The sequence below is a fragment of the Gordonia aichiensis genome (assembly GCF_039946255.1).
Classification (GTDB): Bacteria; Actinomycetota; Actinomycetes; order Mycobacteriales; family Mycobacteriaceae; genus Gordonia; species Gordonia aichiensis_A.
The window spans coordinates 38,708-58,530 of sequence record NZ_JBCDWL010000010.1 but is presented as its reverse complement, the minus strand read 5'-3'; the positions used below and the strand labels follow the sequence as shown (position 1 = coordinate 58,530).

General features: G+C 69.8%; 17 protein-coding genes. 10 read left to right on the top strand and 7 right to left on the bottom strand.

What is annotated here, in order from left to right:
- Positions 1–251 precede the first annotated feature (251 nt).
- The 6 genes from AAFO60_RS13095 to AAFO60_RS13070 all read right to left on the bottom strand — a co-directional run bounded on the left by AAFO60_RS13095 (position 252) and on the right by AAFO60_RS13070 (position 6,605).
- Positions 252–1,658, bottom strand: coding sequence for a class II fumarate hydratase (locus tag AAFO60_RS13095; RefSeq protein ID WP_347956648.1), 1,407 nt, complete (start codon positions 1,656–1,658; stop codon positions 252–254).
- Between the two features lie 88 nt (positions 1,659–1,746).
- Positions 1,747–2,724 (bottom strand): siderophore-interacting protein, encoded by a 978-nt coding sequence (locus AAFO60_RS13090; protein WP_347956647.1) that lies wholly within the window; start codon positions 2,722–2,724, stop codon positions 1,747–1,749.
- Between the two features lie 29 nt (positions 2,725–2,753).
- Entirely contained in the window at positions 2,754–3,812 is a 1,059-nt protein-coding gene (locus tag AAFO60_RS13085; protein ID WP_347956646.1) for a FecCD family ABC transporter permease, read from the bottom strand.
- Entirely contained in the window at positions 3,809–4,759 is a 951-nt protein-coding gene (locus AAFO60_RS13080; RefSeq protein WP_432211715.1) for a FecCD family ABC transporter permease, read from the bottom strand. The genes AAFO60_RS13085 and AAFO60_RS13080 overlap by 4 nt, the downstream gene beginning before the upstream one ends.
- A gap of 98 nt (positions 4,760–4,857) precedes the next feature.
- Positions 4,858–5,874 (bottom strand): iron-siderophore ABC transporter substrate-binding protein, encoded by a 1,017-nt coding sequence (locus tag AAFO60_RS13075; protein ID WP_347956644.1) that lies wholly within the window; start codon positions 5,872–5,874, stop codon positions 4,858–4,860.
- Between the two features lie 110 nt (positions 5,875–5,984).
- A complete protein-coding gene (locus AAFO60_RS13070; RefSeq protein WP_347956643.1) occupies positions 5,985–6,605 on the bottom strand; it encodes a phosphoribosylanthranilate isomerase in 621 nt (206 codons plus the stop codon).
- 111 nt (positions 6,606–6,716) lie between these two features.
- Here AAFO60_RS13070 and AAFO60_RS13065 point away from each other — a divergent pair, with 111 nt between their 5' ends.
- From AAFO60_RS13065 to AAFO60_RS13020, 10 genes are all read left to right on the top strand, one after another.
- Positions 6,717–7,334 (top strand): TetR/AcrR family transcriptional regulator, encoded by a 618-nt coding sequence (locus tag AAFO60_RS13065; RefSeq protein ID WP_347956642.1) that lies wholly within the window; start codon positions 6,717–6,719, stop codon positions 7,332–7,334.
- 86 nt (positions 7,335–7,420) lie between these two features.
- On the top strand, positions 7,421–8,578 hold the full coding sequence (locus tag AAFO60_RS13060) for an acyl-CoA dehydrogenase family protein (RefSeq protein ID WP_347956641.1): 1,158 nt from the start codon (positions 7,421–7,423) through the stop codon (positions 8,576–8,578).
- A 76-nt stretch (positions 8,579–8,654) separates the two neighbouring features.
- Positions 8,655–10,202, top strand: a complete 1,548-nt coding sequence (locus AAFO60_RS13055) for a YibE/F family protein (RefSeq protein WP_347956640.1) — start codon at positions 8,655–8,657, stop codon at positions 10,200–10,202.
- Positions 10,203–10,213: 11 nt separating this feature from the next.
- Positions 10,214–12,460, top strand: coding sequence for an MMPL family transporter (locus tag AAFO60_RS13050; protein ID WP_347956639.1), 2,247 nt, complete (start codon positions 10,214–10,216; stop codon positions 12,458–12,460).
- A 9-nt stretch (positions 12,461–12,469) separates the two neighbouring features.
- Positions 12,470–13,132, top strand: a complete 663-nt coding sequence (locus AAFO60_RS13045) for a TetR/AcrR family transcriptional regulator (RefSeq protein ID WP_347956638.1) — start codon at positions 12,470–12,472, stop codon at positions 13,130–13,132.
- A gap of 9 nt (positions 13,133–13,141) precedes the next feature.
- Positions 13,142–13,846, top strand: coding sequence for a hypothetical protein (locus AAFO60_RS13040; RefSeq protein WP_424326696.1), 705 nt, complete (start codon positions 13,142–13,144; stop codon positions 13,844–13,846).
- A 14-nt stretch (positions 13,847–13,860) separates the two neighbouring features.
- A complete protein-coding gene (locus AAFO60_RS13035; protein WP_347956637.1) occupies positions 13,861–15,348 on the top strand; it encodes a serine/threonine-protein kinase in 1,488 nt (495 codons plus the stop codon).
- Positions 15,349–15,581: 233 nt separating this feature from the next.
- Positions 15,582–15,743 carry a hypothetical protein gene (locus AAFO60_RS13030; RefSeq protein ID WP_347956636.1) on the top strand — a complete coding sequence of 54 codons (162 nt, stop codon included), beginning with the start codon at positions 15,582–15,584 and terminating at the stop codon, positions 15,741–15,743.
- Positions 15,744–15,748: 5 nt separating this feature from the next.
- Entirely contained in the window at positions 15,749–16,594 is an 846-nt protein-coding gene (locus AAFO60_RS13025; RefSeq protein WP_424307978.1) for an SDR family NAD(P)-dependent oxidoreductase, read from the top strand.
- 61 nt (positions 16,595–16,655) lie between these two features.
- Positions 16,656–18,461 carry an acyl-CoA dehydrogenase gene (locus AAFO60_RS13020; RefSeq protein WP_347956634.1) on the top strand — a complete coding sequence of 602 codons (1,806 nt, stop codon included), beginning with the start codon at positions 16,656–16,658 and terminating at the stop codon, positions 18,459–18,461.
- Between the two features lie 525 nt (positions 18,462–18,986).
- Here the strand turns inward: AAFO60_RS13020 and AAFO60_RS13015 are convergent.
- A complete protein-coding gene (locus AAFO60_RS13015; RefSeq protein ID WP_432211713.1) occupies positions 18,987–19,820 on the bottom strand; it encodes a lysophospholipase in 834 nt (277 codons plus the stop codon).
- Positions 19,821–19,823 lie beyond the last annotated feature (3 nt).

The window sequence follows — 19,823 nt, the reverse complement described above, 5'->3', positions numbered from 1 at the left end:
CCAGGGTGGTCGAGTACACGACCGGAGCGAAGCGACGGCCGCACATCGAGACCCCGCACCACAGTCTCGATACGGTCGCTCACTCCGTTCACGGCCTACTCGACCAACCTGGGAAGCAGCCGCCCTCAGGCTGGTCGAGTACGCGACCGGAGCGAAGCGACGGCCGCACATCGAGACCGACGACGGTCCCCCAGCTCAAGCGTGCGGGTTTTGACCACCTGGTGGTCAAAACCCGCACGCTTGTTCTTCCGTCACCGTTTGTGGTCGAGGTTCGCCATCTTGAGCACGTCCAGGCGCCGGTCGAGTTCCCCTTCGGACAGCTTGTCGCCGATCAGGCCGCGGTCGACGACCGTCTGGCGGATGGTCTTCCCCTCGCGCAGCGCCTCCTTGGCGACGGCGGCCGCCTCCTCGTATCCGATCGCGGAGTTCAGCGGCGTCACGATCGACGGTGACGACTCGGCGAGGGTCCGCAGCCGATCCTCGTGAGCCACCAGGCCCTTGATGCAGCGGTCGGCGAACAGTCGGGAGACGTTGGTCAGCAGCGTCACCGACTCCAGCACGTTGCGCGCCATCATCGGGATGTACACGTTGAGCTCGAAGGCGCCGTTGCCGCCGCCCCAGGTGATGGCGGCGTCGTTACCGATGACCTGGGCCGCGACCTGCGTGACCGCCTCGGGGAGAACGGGATTGACCTTTCCCGGCATGATCGAGCTGCCCGGCTGCAGGTCAGGCAGCGAGATCTCGCCGAGGCCGGTGAGCGGGCCGGAGCCCATCCAGCGGACGTCGTTGGCGATCTTGGTCAGCGACACCGCGATGGTCTTGAGCTGGCCCGACAGTTCGACGAGGCCGTCGCGCGCGGCCTGGGCCTCGAAGTTGTTCTTCGCCAGACGCAGGTCGTCGACACCGGTCAGGTCGATCAGTTCGGCCACCACCTTCGACCCGAAGTGGTCGGGGGCGTTGAGGCCGGTCCCGACCGCGGTGCCGCCGATCGGGAGCTCGGCCAGCCGCGGGAGGGTCGACCGCACGCGCTCCACCCCGGCCTCGACCTGCCGCGCGTAGCCGCCGAACTCCTGACCGAGGGTCACCGGAACCGCGTCCATCAGGTGGGTGCGACCGGACTTCACCACCGTCTGCCATTCCTGCGCCTTGCGATCCAGTTCGGCGTGCAGGTGCTGCAGGGCCGGGATCAGGTTGCACACCACCGCTTCGGCGGCTGCCACGTGGACGGCGGTCGGGAAGGTGTCGTTGGAGCTCTGCGACATGTTGACGTCGTCGTTGGGGTGCACGGGCACCCCGCCGGCCGCGGCGATCGAGGCGATGACCTCGTTGGTGTTCATGTTCGACGAGGTGCCCGACCCGGTCTGGAAGACGTCGATCGGGAACTGGTCGTCGTGGCGGCCGTCGGCGATCTCCTTCGCGGCGGCGATGATCGCGTCGGCCTTCGTCGGATCGAGCAGGCCGAGATCACGGTTGACCTGGGCGGCCGCGGCTTTGAGCAGACCCAGCGCGCGGATCTGCGGTCGCTCGAGCGGGCGGAAGCTGATCGGGAAGTTCTCGACGGCACGCTGGGTCTGGGCCTGCCACAGCGCCGCGGCCGGGACCCGCACCTCGCCCATCGTGTCGTGTTCGATTCGGTACTCACCAGTCTGCTCAGCCATGTCCCGTTCAACCTCTCTGCGTGTCGTGATGTTCCATCTGCCAGCCTCCTCCCCCGCGGGCGACGCCGCCGGAGGATGCCCGACCGGCTCACCCCTTCATGGCCACGCCCTCCCGCCAGTAGCCCATGAAGGCGACGTGCGCGCGCGGGACGCCGAGATCCTTCACCAGTCGACGACGCAGCGTGGTCACCATCCGGCTCTCCCCCGCGATCCAGTAGTAGCGTGCAGCCGAATCGTCTGCGCGACCGTCGATCTGCTCGCCCAGGCGGGAGAAGGTCGGCGTCTCCCAGACGAGTTCCTCATCGGGCGCATCGACGGTGTCGGCCGAGCTGCCCGCGGCTTCGCCCAGATGGGCCGCCACCGCCCGGTGCAGGCGATCGCCGTGCTCGGCGCCCTCCCGCGCAAGCCAGTGCACCGCCACTCCGTCCGGGCCGTTGATCGGCTGCGCATCGGCCGCGGTCGGCACTTCGATGAACGCCGCGCCGAGCAGCCCGGCGGGCGCGTCCTCCAGGATTCGGGCGATCGCGGGCGCCGCGGTCTCGTCGCCCGCGAGCAGTACGCGCGCGGCGCGGCCCGGCCGGTACTCGATGCCGCCGCCGTCGACCGCGCCGCGCCGCGGCCCGACCGCGATCACCTCGTCGCCGACCGTCGCCGCGGCCGCCCAGGAGGAGGCGGGTCCGGTCTTGCCGGGCACCAGGTGCAGGACGAAGTCGACATCCACCTCGGTGGCGCCGTCGTCGCCGACGCGGACGTCCCGCACCGAATAGGTGCGCATCGAGCCGCGGCTCGCTTCGGGAGTCGACAGCCATTCGGTGTACCAGTCGGTGGTGTCGCCGACCTCGGGCAGCGCCCCGGACGGCGCCGGGAAGATCAGCTTGATCCGCTGGTCGAAGGTCTCGCCGGGGTTGCCGAACTCCGTCAGCGAGTCACCGGTGAAGGTGATGCGGACGAAGTTCGGGGAGAGGGTCCGCACCCGTCCGACGACGGCGCGGACCAGGCACAGGGGCGCCGACGCACCGGCCTGCCGGGTCGGCGCCGCCGCCGTCGTCGATTCGGTACCAGCCATGAGCGTTCTCCATTCGTTGGTTCGGACGGTCAGAGGGATCCGCCCGCGCGGTTGACGCGGATCAGCAGATAGACGAGGAAGGGCGCGCCGAGCACCCCGGTCACCACCCCCACCGGGTAGCGGTGCGGCAGCAGGTGCTGTCCGACCAGGTCGGCGGCCAGCACCAGCGTCGCCCCGACCAGGGCCGACGCGAGCAGCGGCGACCGGCCCGGCCCGACGAGCCGGACCGCGATGGGTCCGGACATGAAGGCGACGAACGAGACGGGACCGGCCGCAGCGGTCGCGAACGCGAGCAACAGCACCGAGCCCGCGATGAACACCAGCCGCGCCCGGTCGACTCGTACGCCGAGGCCGGCGGCCGAGTCGTCGCCGAGGGTGAGGGTGCCGAGATGCCGGGCGTTGCCGAGCAGCAGCGGCACCAGCACCGCGACGGCGATCGCGAGCGGCACGGTCCGCGACCACGACACGCCCGACAGGCTGCCGGTGAGCCACTGGAGCGCGGCGGCGATGTCCCACTGGGAGGCCTTCGCCAACACATAGGAGACGAGGCTGGAGAGCATGGCCGCCACCCCGATCCCGATCAGGATGAGGCGGGTGCCGGCGAAACCGCCGGCGCTCGACAATCCGTAGACGGCGCCGGCCGCCGCGAGTGCGCCGATCAGTGCCACCGCGGAGACCGCCGGGCCGGTGAGTCCGAAGACGACGATCGCCCCGACCGCCGCGGCCGAGGCACCCCACGAGATGCCGATGATGTCCGGGGAGGCGAGCGGATTGCGCAGCAGCGCCTGGAACGTGACGCCGGCGACGCCGAAGGCGGCACCCGCCAGCAGTCCGGTCGTGGCGCGCGGCAGCCGCAGCTCGCCGACGGTGAACGACGCTCCGGCCACCTGTTGTCCGCCGATCACGCGGACGATGTCGTCGAGCGGATAGAAGGTCTTGCCGACCATGAGGCTCACCGCCCAGAGCACGGCGGTCGCGGCGGCGAGCCCCACCGTCACCCACGCGGCTCGGCGAGTTCGGGCGCGGCGGCCGGCGAACACGTCGAACCGCTCCGAGGTCGGTGAGCCCGAGGCGGGAATCGAGATCACAGGGCGCTCGCCTTCTGCTTGCGGACGATCCAGATGAACACCGGGGCGCCGATCAACGCGGTCACGACTCCCACGTCGACCTCGTCCGGACGCATCACCAGCCGGCCGACGACGTCGGAGAGCACCAGCAGGGCGGCTCCGGCGATCGCGGAGAACGGCAGCAGCCAGCGGTAGTCGACGTCGGCGACCACCCGGCAGGCATGGGGCACCAGCAGTCCGACGAAGGCGATCGGCCCGGCGACCGCGGTGGCCGCACCCGCCAGCACCACCGCGGCCGCCCCGGTCAGCAGCCGGGTCCGGAAGACGTTCGCCCCCAGCCCCGTCGCGACGTCGTCGCCGAGGGCGAGCGAGTTCATGCCGCCGGCGCACGCCGTGATCAGGAGCGCGCCGACGATCAGCACGGGCGCGACCACGCCGATGCGCTGCCAGTCGGCTCCGCCGACGCCGCCGACCTGCCAGTGCTGGAACTGCTGCATCGCGTCCAACCGGGGAAGCAGCACCGCACTGATCAGGCAGGTCAGCGCCGCCGCGGTCGCGGCTCCCGACAGCGCGATCTTGAGCGGGGTGGGTCCGCCGAATCCCATCGAACCGATCGCGTAGACGAAGATCGCCGTCAGGAAGGCGCCGCCGACGGCGACGGCGAGGTACCAGTACGGATCGGACATCCCGGTGGTGACGATCGCGGTCACCACCGCCAGCGAGGCGCCGGTCGAGACGCCCAGGACGCCCGGGTCGGCGACCGGGTTGCGGGTCACCGCCTGCATGCCCGCCCCCGACAGAGCGAGGGCCGCGCCGACCAGCATCGCCAGCACGGTCCGCGGGATCCGCTGCCGGACCGCCGCTTCGGCGAGGCCGTCGCCGCCGGTGAGACCGTTCCAGATCTCGTCGAGACCGACCTCGCGCGCCCCGAAGGCCACCGACGCCCCGAACAGCACGGCCAGCACCATCGCCCCCGCGACCAGCGCGCCGATCCGCAACCCCAACGTCCGAGACGCCGGGAAGGAGGTGTCGGTCGTGGCCGCTGCCCGTTCGGCCGTCGGCGCCCTCACTTGTCGGTGAGCCCGGCGGCCAGCGCGTCGAAGTACCGATCGATGCCCCACGGGATCGACAGCGGCGACGGATTGGCCATCGCGGCCAGCGGGGTCGCATCCTTCAGCACGGCCACGTGTCCCTTGGCGACGGCCGGGATCTTCGACAGCAACGGATGGGACTGGAGCCGCTGGAGGGTGGAGTCGTCACCGTAGGTGACGATCAGGTCGACGTCGGCGAAGCGCGCGGCGTGCTCGGCGCTCTCCTCGACGAAGAACTCGTCGGTTCCGGCGGTGCGCGCGGCCACCTCGCTCGGCGCCTTCATCCCGACGCTCTCCAGGAAGCCCTGACGGGTGTCGTGACTGGTGTAGAAGCCGATCTTGCTCAGGTCGGTCGGGTCGAGGTAGGTGAACAGCACGGTCCGGCCGGCCAGTTGCGGGCGCTTGGCGAAGGCCTCGGCGATCGTGGTGTGCAGGGAGTCGACGAGTTCGTCGCCGTCGTCGCCCGCGCCGATCGCCTTCGCGTTCATCCGTGTCATGTCCTCCCAGGACGTGCCCCACGGAGTCTTCGGGTACGCGATCACCGGCGCGATCTTCGACAGCTTCTCGTACTCCTCCTTCGACAGCCCGGAGTACGAGGCGAGGATGACGTCGGGCGCCGAGTCGGCGACGGCCTCGAAATCGATGCCGTCGGTCTCGTCGTACAGCTCGGGCACCGGCGCGCCGAGCTCGTCGAGGCTGCCCTGAACCCACGGCAGAACGCCGTTGCCGTCGTCGTCGCCCCACGCCGCCTTGCTCATGCCGACCGGCACCACGCCGAGCGCGAGCGGCACCTCGTGGTTGGCCCAGGCGATGGTGGCGACCCGCTCCGGCCGGCTGGTGATGGTCGTCGATCCGTAGACGTGGTCGACGGTCACCGGGAATCCCGCGCCCGCAGACGATCCCGCATCGACGGAGGTGTCGGGCGAGCAGGCGGTGGAGACCACGGCGACACAGGCCGCGAGGAGGAGGGCGAACGGTCGGCGAAAAGGCATCGGGCACACTTCCGAGTCGGCATCAGGCAACCCTATTAATAAATAGGGTGCCCTAACCTAACATCTCCGCGCGGGCCTCCACCACGCGCCGCGACCGAGTGCCAGGACGACTAGCGGCTCGCCGACTTCGCCGCCGCGACGAACCGTCGCACCGCGTCGAGATCCTTGATGCCGGGCGCGGATTCGACTCCGCTGGAGACGTCGACGCCCCACGGCCGCGCCTGCGCGATGGCCTCGGCGACGTTGTCGGGGTCGAGCCCGCCGGCGAGCAGCCACCGGCCCGACAACCCGCGATCGGCGAGCTCGGAGACGTCCCACCGCTCCCCCGAACCCGGTCGCGGAGCGTCCAGGAGCAGTCGTTCCTCGCCGTACGCGCCCACCTGTAGCGGCGGGTCGTGCGCCAGTGAGGTCGCCCGCCAGATCCGGTCGAAGCGCGGTGCCGCCGCAGCGAAGTCGTCGGCCGTGTAGCGGCCGTGCAACTGCAGGACGGTGAAGCCGAGGTCGGCCGCGAGGTCGGCCGCCTCCGCGGCCGGCTTGTCGTTGACCACCAGCACGATGTCCAGTTGCTCGCCGCCCGCCTTCCGAGCGGCGTCGACGATGATGCGCGCGGCCTCGGCATCGAGCGCCCGCGGGCTCGAACGGTTCATCACGACGCCGATCGCGTCGGCTCCGGCTTCGACCGCCGCCTCGACCGCATCGACCGAGGTCAGGCCGCACACCTTCACGTACATGCCCGCCATGGTAGTCGGCCGACGATTATGCGACCGGCGGGTAACCCGTGCTACCGTATCGGAATTAAGCGAGCGCTTAGTTATTTTTGACCCGCTGGGAGGAGGCGCACCATGGCGACACCGTCGCGCGCGGCCGACGCCGAGCCGTTGAGCAAGTCCGAGCAGACCCGGCGCCGACTTCTGGAGGGCGCCATGGCGTCGTTCTCCGAGTTCGGCTTCCACGGCACCAGCACCCGGCACATCGCCGCGGCCGCAGGCATGAGCCCGGCCGCCGTGTACGTGCACTACAGCTCGAAAGAGGAGCTGCTCTACCGCATCTCCCGCTACGGACACGAGACGATCCTGGCCGCGGTCAAGGACGCGGCGTCGGCGTCGGACGATCCCGTCGTCCAGTTGCGCGGGTTCGCCCGCGAGCTGGCGTCGTACCACGCGGACAAGCACGTCAGCGCCCGCGTGGTGAACTACGAGCTGGCCGCGCTCGAACCCGACCATCGCGACGAGATCGTCGCCATCCGCAAGCAGATCGACGCCGTCCTCGCCGAGATCCTGGCGCGCGGCATTGAACGCGGCGTCTTCGCCACCCCCGATCCGAGCATGGCCGCCGTCTCGATCGTCGGCAGCTCCATCGACATCGCGCGCTGGTTCCGCGACGACGGCGCCTGGACCTCCGCCGACGTCGGCGAGTTCTACGCGGACGCCGCCTTGCGCATCGCGGGCTTCACCACCTGATTCACCGCGAGCACCGTCCCGAACCGAACCGTTCCCCCGACCGTCCCCAATCGTGAAGAACACCAATCAGTGAAGGAGGTGGCGCCATGCGCCGCGACATCTACAACGAAGACCACGAAGCGTTCCGCAAGACGATCCGGGCGTTCATCGAGTCCGAGATCGTGCCCGTGTACGACCAGTGGCTCGAGAACGGCATCGTGCCGCGCGACTTCTACGGCAAGATCGCCGAGCTCGGCGTCTTCGGCATCGAGGTCCCCGAGGAGTTCGGCGGCGCGGGCGTCGAATCGTACAAGTACGAGGCCGTCATGACCGAGGAGATGGCCCGCGCGGGCGTCAGCCTCGGCGGCTCCTCCGTCCACATCCCGTTGTGCCTGCCGTACCTGCTGGCCCACGCCGACGACGAGCAGAAGCAGCGCTGGCTGCCCGCGATGGCCTCGGCCGAGACCATGTTCGCGATCGCGATGACCGAACCGGGCACCGGCTCGGATCTGGCGGGCATGCGGACGACCGCCAAGCTCACCGAGGACGGCACCCACTACATCCTCAACGGCGCCAAGACCTTCATCACCGGCGGCGTCAACGCCGACCGCGTCATCGTCTGCGCCCGGACCAGCGCTCCGAGCGAGACCGACCGCCGCTTCGGCATCAGCCTGCTCGTCGTCGACACCAAGTCCGAGGGATACCAGGTCGGACGCAAGCTCGACAAGATCGGCCTGCGCGTGTCGGACACCGCGGAACTGTCCTTCACCGACGTCAAGGTGCCGGTCGAGGATCTGCTCGGCGAGGAGAACCGGGGCTTCTACTACCTGGGTCAGCACCTGCCGCGCGAGCGCCTGTCGATCGCCGTCGGCGCCTACGCCCAGGGCGCGGCGGCCATCCGTTTCGCCAAGGAGTACACCCAGGAGCGCCAGGTCTTCGGCAAGCCGGTGGCCGCCTTCCAGAACACCAAGTTCGAGCTGGCCGCGTGCAAGGCGAAGGTCGACGCGATGGAGGCGGTCGTCGACCGCGCGCTGGAGGCATACGACCGCGGCGAGCTGACCGCCGCCGACGCCGCCTCGGCGAAGCTCTTCTGCACCGAGGCCGCCGCCGACGTCATCGACCGCTGCCTGCAGCTGCACGGCGGCTACGGGTACATGAACGAGTACCCGATCGCCCGCCTGTACGCCGACAACCGCGTCAACCGGATCTACGGCGGCACCAGCGAAGTGATGCGTTCGATCATCGCCAAGGACATGGGCCTGTAGTCGCGCCCCACGCGGGCGCACCCATACGTCCGCAGCCATAAGACAGCGTGAAGGTTGAGACTCTAGTGTCGGGTCGGTGAGCCATCGACTGCCGGACCCGGAGTCCGCCCCCGCGCCGGAACCAGCACGACAGCGCGCGGAACGCACCCCTCGGGGCGACGTTCCGCGCGCTGCGTCGTCTGTGCGACCGCCGTCTCGTCCACGGCCGGCCCCCGACCAGCGCCGACGCCCCGCACCGCCCGACCACCGGCACCATCACCACCACCACGACCACGACGGGACGCTGCCCGGCCAGTTGACCCGGTACGCGAAACCGCTGGTCGTGGGCCTGCTGGCGATCGCCGCATTGCTGGTCGGCGTCGGGGTCGTCGTGCTGTGGCCCAGCCACGCCGACCGCCCCATCCCGACCCAGTTCCGGTCGGCCGCCGGCGGCCCGATCCAGATCTCCGACGCACGGGTCGTCTCCCAGCTCAAGACCGACTGCTCGGCACCCGCGACGGGCGCCGCGAGCACCGAGTTCCCGACGGTCCCGAGCACCGGCGGCCCCTGCCGCGCGTCGATCATCGAGCTCACGTCCGGCGCAGACACCGGGAAGTACGCGGTGCTGCTGATCGCCACCAACGCCGCGCAGGCGGGCGTCGGCCCCGGCACCGCACCGGTGAATCCCGCGACCGCCGACAAGCCGCAGCCCGGACAGCCGAGACTGGAGTCCGGGGACAAGGTGCGCGTCAGCGCGATGCCGGGGCCCGACGGCGTCGCACAGTACGGGTTCTACGACTATCAGCGCGGCACCCCGACCATCGCCTGGGCCATCGCCTTCATGCTCGCCATCGTCGCCGTCGCGACGTGGCGGGGTGTGCGGGCGCTGCTCGGGCTGGTCGTCGCCTTCGCGGTGCTGGGCTTCTTCACCCTGCCGTCGATCCTCGACGGCCATTCGGTGGTGGCGGTGGCCGTCGTCTCCGCTTCGGCGATCCTGTTCGCCGTGCTGTACCTGGCGCACGGCTGGAATCTACGCACCAGCGCCGCCCTGCTCGGCACCCTCGCCTCGATGATCCTGGCCGCAGCTCTGAGCAGCCTGGCGATCTCGACGATGAGTCTGACCGGGCTCTCGGCCGAGTCGACGACCAGCCTGCAGCTCTACCAGGGCACCATCTCGTTGAACGGCCTGCTGCTGGCGGGCTTCGTCATCGGCACCATCGGCGTGCTCAACGACGTGACGATCACGCAGGCCGCGGCGACCTTCGAACTCGCGGCGATGCCCGGTCAGACGCGGCTGGGCGCCTTCCGCGCGGCCATGCGGGTGGGCCGCGACCACCTGGCTTCGACGGTGTACACCCTCGTCTTCGCCTACGCGGGCAGCGCGCTGCCGCTCCTGCTGCTGTTCTCGGTCGCCTCGCAGCCCTTCGGCTCGCTGATCACCACCGAACAGGTCGCCATCGAGCTCGCCCGCGCCTTCGTCGGCGGCATCGCGCTGGCCGGCAGCGTGCCGCTGACCACGGCGATCGCCGCGGCCCTGGTGGTGCCCGGAGCCGCAGCGCCCGCCGACGCCCCGGCGCCCGCCGGGCGTCGCCGCCGACTGTGGCGGTCGACACCGACCCTTGCGCGGAAAAGTGTTACTGACTAACAATCGTTAGCATGTCATCAATCCTGTTCCGCGTCGGACGGTTCTCATTCCGGCACAAATGGTGGGTGCTGACCGCGTGGGTCGCCGCACTCGTCGTCGCCGGGAGCGCCGTCGGTGCCCTGTCGCCGAAGTTCGCGCAGGATTTCGACCTGCCCGGGACCGACGGCGGCGCGGCGATGTCGATGCTGCAGGAGAACTTCCCCGCCCAGAACCAACAGCAGTCCGAGCCGTCGACCGTCGTGGTGATCGCCGCTCCCGACGGCCTCGCCGCGCACAACGCGCAGATCGACGCCCTGGTGACCGATCTGCAGAAGCTCGACGCGGTCACCCCCGAGACCATCGTCAACCCGGTGACCGTCGCCGCCGCCAAACCCGAGATGGCCGGCGCCGTCCTCGGCGACGACGGCCGGATCGGCCTCATCACCGTCCATCAGAAGGTCAACCTGATGGACGTCGACATGAGCCTGAAGAACCAGCTCCTCGACACCCTCGCCGAGCATCGCAGCGGCGGTCTCGACGTGCAGGCGACCGGCGGCATCATGTCGGCGCAGGAACCCGCGGGCAAAGCTGAGCTGATCGGCTTCGCCATCGCCTTCGTCGTCATGATCATCGCCTTCGGCGCCCTGATCGCCGCGTTCATCCCGCTGGTGACCGGCATCGTCGGCGTGGGTCTGACCATGATGCTGGTGACCCTGGCCGCCGAGGTCCTCTCGATCAACCAGGCCGCCACCGCCATCATCACGATGCTCGGGATCGCGGTCTCCATCGACTACGCGCTGTTCATCGTGTCCCGCTACCGGTCCGAAGCCGCCCGCGGCGGCGACCGGGCCGACGCCGCCGGTCGCGCCGTCGGCACCGCGGGCTCGGCGGTGGTCTTCGCCGGCCTGACCGTCATCATCGCCGTCGTCGCACTGACGGTGATCGGCATCCCGATCATCACCCAGATGGGCCTGGGCGCGGCGATCGCCATCCTGATCGCCGTACTGGCCGCCCTGACCTTCATCCCCGCGCTGCTCGGCGCGTTCGGCCGCTTCGCGTTCAGCCCGCGCATCCCGTGGATCAAGCACGCCGAACCGTCGCCGACCGCCGACACCCTCGGTGTGCGATTCGGTCGGGCCCTGGTCAAGCGTCCGATCCCGTTCGTCGTCGCCGGCTTGGCGATCCTCATCGCGGCCGCGATCCCGATCAAGAACATGCAGTTGGGCATGGACACCGCCACCGACGATCAGGTCGCAGGCCAGCAGCTCCTGGCGCAGGGCTTCGGCGAGGGAGTCGCCGGTCCCCTCGTCGTGGTGATGCACGCCGACCGCGGCACCGTCGAGGCCGCCGCCGACACCGCCGTCGCCGAGATCAAGCAGCTGCCCGGCGTCGCCGCCCCGCAGACGCTGCGCTGGATCGGCAACGGCCCGTCGCCGCAGAATCCGAATGCGGGCGCCGATTCGGCGATGATCATGGTGACCCCGCTCAGCGCACCCTCGTCGCCCCAGACCCACGATCTGGTCGAGGCCATCCGCGGCACGTCCGACACCGTCGCCGCGCAGGGCGCACAACTGCACGTGGGCGGTCAGACGGCGATCATGTCCGACCTGTCGGCCAAACTCGACAAAGCGCTGATCCCCTACCTCGTCGTCGTGGTCGGATTGGCCTTCCTGATCATGATCGGCGTCTTCCGCTCACTGTGGGTGCCGCTGATCGGCACGCTCGGCTTCGTGTTCTCCATGCTCGCGACCTTCGGCATCACCACCGCCATCTTCACCGACGGAGCGTTCGGCCTCATCGATCACACCAAGCCGCTGCTGTCGTTCCTGCCGATCTTCCTCATCGGCGTGGTCTTCGGCCTCGCGATGGACTACCAGGTGTTCCTGGTGACGCGGATGCGCGAGGAGTTCGTCCACGGGCTGAGCGCCGCAGACGCGATCGTCGCCGGGTTCCGGCACGGCTCCCGCGTGGTCACCTCGGCCGCGATCATCATGATCAGCGTCTTCGCCGCCTTCATGCTCTCGCCCGACACGACCGCCAAGATGATGGGCTTCGCGCTGGCCATCGCCGTCTTCTTCGACGCCTTCCTGGTGCGGATGATCATCGTTCCCGGCGTCCTGTCGCTGCTCGGGAAGCGCGCCTGGGGGCTGCCCGCCTGGCTCGACAAGCTGGTCCTGAACTTCGACATCGAAGGCGAGAAGGTCCGCAACCGGGGGCTGCCCGCCACCGGCGATGCGGCCTCCGACACCGCGCAGTCGACGGTGGTCGGGACCGCGTAGGCTCCGAGCATGATCGACCATTCGACCGTCGCGGCCCCGGGGACCACCCCGGGGCCGCGGCCGGGTCTGCGCGAACGACAGAAGGCGCAGACTCGCGCCGACATCCGAGCCGCAGCCCTGCGCCTGATCCTCGACCAGGGCTACGAGGCCACCACCGTCGCGCAGATCGCCGACGCCGCCAACGTCTCGCACACCACCTTCTTCCGGTACTTCCAGTCCAAGGAGCAGGTGATCATCAGCGACGACCTCGATGCGCAGCGGGAGTCGATCTTCGCCTCCATCCCTGCGGGGTTGACGCACTTCGGCCTGGTCCGCGAGTTGATCATCCGCATGTTCGAGATCGTCGAGGCCGACCCGTGGGCGTCGAACCCGGACCGGTTCCGGATCATCCGGACCGAACCCGTCCTGTATGCCACCTTCCAGCTCGAATCCGATCGGATCATCTCCGAGGCGACCGACGTCTTCGCCGACTATCTGGGCATCTCGCCGAACGATCGGGCCCTCCGGGTCTTCGTCGCCGCGATCTCCGGGGTGATGTTCCACCTGTCCGACGTCGCCCGCTACGACCCCGACGCCGGCCCGACCACCGCCGACGACTGCCTGAGCGCCCTCGACGTGATGGAACAGGGATTCCCGCTCGCCACCCCGAACCGGACCGGCGGAGGTCGGTAGGCTGAACACGTGCACGCGATGTTCGGCGCGATCGGGAACTACTGGTGGCTGATCTTCGTCTTCGGCGGGACGATCGGCGGCATCGTCCGCGGCGTCACCGCGTGGAACGAACGTCGTGCCGACCGCAGCCTGGAGCGCTTCCGGATCAAGCAGGAGGCCAAGGTCGCCGTCGCCCGGGCGCAGCAGACGGAACGGGTCGACGCCGAATCGGTGCAGCGTGAACTGAGGCGCGCCGTCGCCGACCACCAAGCGGTGGACGACCGCTGGTTCGCCTATGAGACCGATCTGTCGACCCTGCTCGACTTCCCGATGCTGATCGACATGCGCGAGCCGCTCACCGCCGAGTTCCACCGCGCCCGCAGTCGCGCCGAACTCCTGCGACCCTCGGCCGGCGACGAGTCCTCCCCCGCGGCCGTCGAGCAGTATCGGGATGCCGTCAACGCCTATCACGCGGCCCTCGACCTGGCGGAGAAGGAGGCGCGGCGACGCAGGCGCGGCGACTTCGACCAGGCCGAGCAGGAGCGTCTGGCCCGCGCACAACGGCTCCTGAATCTGGCCGCGGACGCGGGCGCCAGCCCGTCCGAACGCCAGCAGGCCTATGCTCGGGCCCGGCGGGAACTCGACGGGTTGATCGATCTGCCCGCCACCGGAGCCGCCGCGATCGAACAGCAGCTGCGCGCAGCACTGGAGTCCCCCGACCGTCCAGACGACTGAAGGACCGATGCCCGATGACCCGTTCCGACCGATCCGGCACCACGATCGGCCGCTACCGTCTCACTCGGCTCCTGGGCCGCGGCGGCATGGGCGAAGTCTACGAAGCCGTCGACACCGACAAGGACCGCGTCGTCGCGCTCAAGCTGCTGCCGGTCGCGCTGTCGGAAGACGGCGACTTCCGCGCCCGATTCCTGCGTGAATCGCAGACCGTCGCCAGACTGAACGACCCGCACATCATTCCGATCCACGATTTCGGTGAACTGGACGGCCAGCTGTTCCTCGACATGCGGATCGTCCACGGACGCGATCTGCGATCGATCATCGCCTCCGGGCCGCTGCCGCCCGAGCGCGCCGTCGCGGTGATCGAGCAGGTGGCCGCGGCCCTGGACACCGCGCACGCCACCGGACTGCTGCACCGCGATGTGAAACCCGAGAACATCCTGCTCGACGCCCGCGACTTCGCCTATCTGGCCGATTTCGGGCTTGCGCAGTCGGCCGGTCAGACCCGGCTGACCGCCACCGGCACGGCGATCGGCTCGTTCGCCTACATGGCACCCGAACGGTTCGGCGCCGACACCGCCGTCGGCCCGGCCGCCGACGTCTACTCGCTGGCCTGCGTGCTGTACGAATGCCTCACCGGCGCGCAGCCCTTCCCGTCGGCGAGCATCGAGCAGATCATCGCCGGACATCTGAGCCGCCCGATCCCGGCCACCGGCACCGCCTTCGACGCCGTCATCGCCGCAGGCACCGCGAAGAATCCGGCCGAGCGCCTCGCCTCGGCGGGCGCCTTCGCGGCTGCCGCGCGTCAGGCGCTCGTCGGGCGCGGCGCACCGGCCGCCGCGATCGCCGGGCACCAGCCCACGATGGTCGCACCGACGCCGATGGCCCCGCCGGGCCAGGCGGCGTACCCGCCGCCGGTCGTCGAACGACGTTCGCGCACCGGAGTCATCGCCGCGGCGGTGGCCGCGGTCATCCTGCTCGCCGCCGGCGCGATCGCCTGGACCCTGCTGCGCGACTCCGGCGAACCCGCCGTGACCGCCGCGTCGACCGCCGCCCCGTCGCCGGTGACCGTCACGCTGACCGAACAGTCGCAGGCCCCGGCCCCGACCGTCACCGAGGCGGACGAGCCCGCGCCGACGGCTCAGGAGCCGGCGGACCGCGGTTCGGCCGGGCGCGGCTCGGCCGACCTCGGGTTGAGCACCCGGATCAGCCACCCGCCGTGCAACGGCGAGACGGTCACCTTCGTCTACAACGCCGTCACCCCGGGCTCCTACGAGTCGGAGATCGCCGCCGCGTTGGCGCAGTATCCGGGGGCGTCGTACCTGCGGACCGACCGGTCGTGCCGATCCCTGAAGCAAGCCGAGGACGGCAATCCGATCTACGCCGTCTACTACCCGGGTTCATCGCTCGCCGACACCTGCGCGACCAGAGCCCGGGTCGGGGGCGGCGCCTACGCGCGACGCCTCGACAACTCCACCCCGGTGGGCACCGAGATCTGCTGACCCGACGTCGGCGGTCGATCATGCTGCACCGCACTCGATCTGCGCCGCCGGAGGATGTCGGACCGGACACAGTATCGGTCACCCGGTGGACCCTCCGTGACGGTCGAAAACCAATCGTCAAGTGCGAGTTCGGTTCATCCCGCCGACACGATCCGAGCCACCGATCCCGGCCGACAGGGCATCAGCGCGCCGTTGCAGCGAGCATGTTCACTTTGACGCGTTACCATCCAGTCGTGCTGGAAGATCTCAACAAGAAGGCCAAGAAGGCCGGACTCCACGTCGCCAACGCGAAGAAACCTGACCTGTACAGCGTGCGCAAGGTCAAGAACGGCAAGCTCGTCGCCAAGAACGTCGACGCGGAGGAAGCCCTTCAGGTGATCAAGAAGTTCAAGTGACATCGATGATGAACGTCGTCCGCAACGTCCTGCTGAACCCGCCGCAGACCCTTCATGAACTCCGGCACCTGGTCGGCGGTCGGCGTGACCTGCACGGAAAGACGGTCATCATCACCGGCGCCTCCTCCGGGATCGGCGAGGCCGCCGCGCGACAGTTCGCCGCCCGCGGCGCCGTCGTCATCGCGGTGGCACGGCACCTGGACGCGCTCGAGCGCACCTGCGAATCGATCGCCGTCGACGGCGGCGTCGCACATCCGCTGACCGCCGATCTGTCCGATCCGGCCGATGCCAAGCGGCTGGCCGAACAGATCCTGGTCCAGTTCGGCGTCCCCGACGTGTTGATCAACAATGCCGGACGCTCGATCCGTCGGTCGACGCTGGAGACCGTCGGCCGCTTCCACGACTACGAGCGCACCATGGCGCTCAACTACTTCGGCCCCGTCCAACTTGTGCTGGGACTGCTGCCTGCGATGGTCGACGCCGGCCGGGGGCACATCATCAACGTCGTCACCTGGGGTGTGAGCGCGGGCGCGATGCCCAAGTTCGGCGCCTACCACGCGTCCAAAGCGGCTCTTGCCGCGTTCGGGCGATCGTTGGACGCCGAGTGTGAAGGCACCGGCGTGGTCGTGACGAACGCCGGATTCCCGCTGGTCCGCACCCCGATGATCGCGCCGACCGCCGCCTACGGTGACGCGCCGGCGCTGACCGGCGAGGAGGCGGGTGCCTGGCTGGTGCGCGCCTACGACACCCGCCCGGCCGAGCTGTACCCGCGGTACGCGTTGGTGCTGCGGGCGCTGTCGGCGGTGTCCCCGCGTCTGGCCGGTCGGGTCACCAACCGGTCGGGGATCTGACCCCGTCCGCACCCCCGACCGCCACGGCACCCGGTGCCGCCCGGTGACGTAGTCTTCGGTCATGACCGAACACCTCTCCCGCCGGGATCTCGACTTCTTGCTGTACGAGTGGCTCGACACCCTCGAACTCCCCCGGCGGGAGCGGTTCGCCGAGCACTCCCGGGAGACGTTCGACGGCCTGCTGGACCTGTCCGAAGACATGGCGACCAAACTGTTCGCCCCGCACAACAAGAAGTCCGACCAGACCGATCCGGCGATCGGCCCGGACGGGAAAGTGGTGCTGATTCCGGAGATCGGGCAGGCCCTGTCGGCCTTCGGCGAAGCCGGCCTGATCGCGGCCTCGTTCGACGAGGAGCTCGGCGGCATGGCCCTGCCGAACACCGTCTCGCGTGCCTCGACCACCATCTTCCAGGCGGCGAACGCGGCCACCACGTCGTACGCGTTCTTGACGGTCGGCAATGCGAATCTGTTGGCGAAGTACGGTACGCCCGAGCAGATCGACACCTGGGTGCGGCCGATGCTGGAGGGCCGCTATTTCGGCACGATGTGCCTGTCGGAGCCGCAGGCGGGATCCTCGCTGGCCGACATCACGACCAAGGCTGCTCCGGCCGAGGACGGCACCTACCGGATCACCGGCACCAAGATGTGGATCTCGGGCGGCGACCACGAGCTCACCGAGAACATCGTGCACCTCGTGCTCGCCAAGGCGCCGGGCGGCGGTCCGGGCGTCAAGGGCATCTCCTTGTTCATCGTGCCCAAGTTCCTGCCCGACGGCACCCGCAACGACGTCGCGCTCGTCGGCCTGAACCACAAGATGGGCAACCGCGGCACCACCAACACGCTGCTGAACTTCGGCGACGGCTCGTTCCCCGTGCCCGCCGACGCCGGCAGCGCCTCGGGCGCGGTGGGTTACCTCGTCGGCGAACTGCACCGCGGCCTGTTCTACATGTTCAACATGATGAACGAGGCACGCATCGGCGTCGGCTTCCTCGCGACGGCCCTCGGTCACGCGGGTTTCCAGAAGTCGTTGGAGTACGCGAAGGTCCGCACGCAGGGACGCCCGGTGGACGCGAAGGGCGCGGACGTCGCGCCGGTGCCGATCATCGAGCATCCCGATGTGATGCGGATGATGCTGGCGCAGAAGTCATACGTGGAGGGCGCCCTGGCGCTCGGCCTGTACTGCGCGCGACTGCTCGACGAGGAGCAGACCGCGCCCGACGCCGCCGACCGCGACCGCGCGCACCTCCTGCTCGAGGTGCTGACGCCGATCGCGAAGAGCTGGCCCAGCCAGTGGTGTCTGGCCGCGAACGATCTCGCGATCCAGGTGCACGGCGGTTACGGCTACACCACCGAGTTCGACGTCGAGCAGTTCTACCGTGACAACCGACTGAACCTGATCCACGAGGGCGCGCACGGCATCCACGGCCTGGACCTGCTGGGTCGCAAGGTGATCATGGACGGCGGCAAGGGGTTCGCGGTCCTGGCCGAAGCGGTGTCGGCGACGGTCGAGCGGGCGCGAGCGGCCGGGCCGAGCGCCGCGGCGTACGCGGATCAGCTGGCCGCGAGCCTGGCGCGGTTGGGCGAGGTGACCGCCGCAGTCTGGGCACCGGGCGACCCTGCCCTCGCCCTCGCCAATGCGACCGCCTATCTGGAAGCGACCGGTCACATCGTCGTCGCCTGGCTGTGGCTCGACCAGTTCCTCGCCGCCGACGGCCCCGACGAGAAGTACGCCGGCGACTTCTACGCGGGCAAACGCGCAGCGACGAAGTACTTCTTCACCTATGAGCTGCCGAAGACCGCCACCGCGCTCGACCTGCTGGCCTCGCTGGATCGCACCACGATGGACACCGACCCCGCCTGGCTGTAGCCCGCGGCCGAGGACGTATCGAGGCCTCGCGCCAGGTCTCGATACACTCGCTCACTCCGTTCGCGGGCTACTCGACCACCCTGAAACGCCCCACCCGCCAGGCTCGCGGGCCACACCGCGCACCCCGCCAGGCTCGCGCGCCACACCGCCCACCTCCCCGCTCGCGCGCCACACCGCGCACGTCCCAGGCTGGTCGAGTAGACCGAGGCGCTAGCCGAGGACGTATCGAGACCCCCGTCGCTCACTCCGTTCCCGCGCTACTCGACCACCCTGAAAACGCCCCACCCCCAGGCTGGTCGAGTAGACCGAGGCGCTAGCCGAGGACGTATCGAGACCCCCGCACCAGGTCTCGATACACTCGCCCACCCCCGTTCGCGGGCTACTCGACCACCCTGAAAACGCCCCACCCCCAGGCTGGTCGAGTAGACCGAGGCGCTAGCCGAGGACGTATCGAGACCCCCGCACTAGGTCTCGATACACTCGCCCACCCCGTTCCCGGGCTACTCGACCACCCCTGGCGATCGCTCACGCCGTGCGGTGGGCCTCCAGCCATTCGGTGATGTCGCGGAGCACGACGTCCTGCTCCGGCTCGTTCAAGATCTCGTGGTAGAGGCCGTCGTAGATCTTGGTGGTCACGTCGTCGCCGCCGGCCAGCCGTCCGACCATCCGCGTGCCTTCGGGGTTCGCCAGTCTGTCTTCGCCGCCGTGCAGCGCCAGGACCGGCATAGTCAGCGTCGGCAGGCGGTCGGGGAAGGTCGCCATGGTGGCGATCAGGGCGCCGCCGAGCCCGGCGGGGATCTTGCCCTGCCACACCAGCGGATCACTCTGGTAGGCGGCGACGACCTTCGGGTCGCGGCTGAGCGCCGACGCGGGCAGCGCGGTCGACGGCAGCCACGGCACCAGCCTGCCCAGCACGGGCGCCAGTTTGACCAGGATCGGCGGCAGGTCGTCGCCGGGGACCAGCGCGGGGCCGGACAGCACCAGCCCGTCGAGCGCTGTCGGATGATCGAGGGCGTACTTGAGCGCGATGGCCCCGCCCATGCTGTGTCCGAGCAGGAAAGTCGGTCCGTCGACGGCGTCGATCTGTCCGATCACCGCGTGCAGGTCGTCGGTGAAGTCGTTGAAGTCCCGCACGCCGAGCCGTTTGCCGCCCGATCGTCCGTGCCCCGCGTGGTCGGGCGCCACCACCAGGTAGCCGAGGTCGGTCAGCGTCCGCGCCACGTGACCGTAGCGGCCGGCGTGCTCGCCGAGGCCGTGCGCAACAACGACGACGCCCACCGGCCCGGAGTCGGGGCGATGGACGTCGTAGACGATGTTGGTTCCGTGATTGCCTGCCACAGACAGATTTTGGGAGTTCACTCC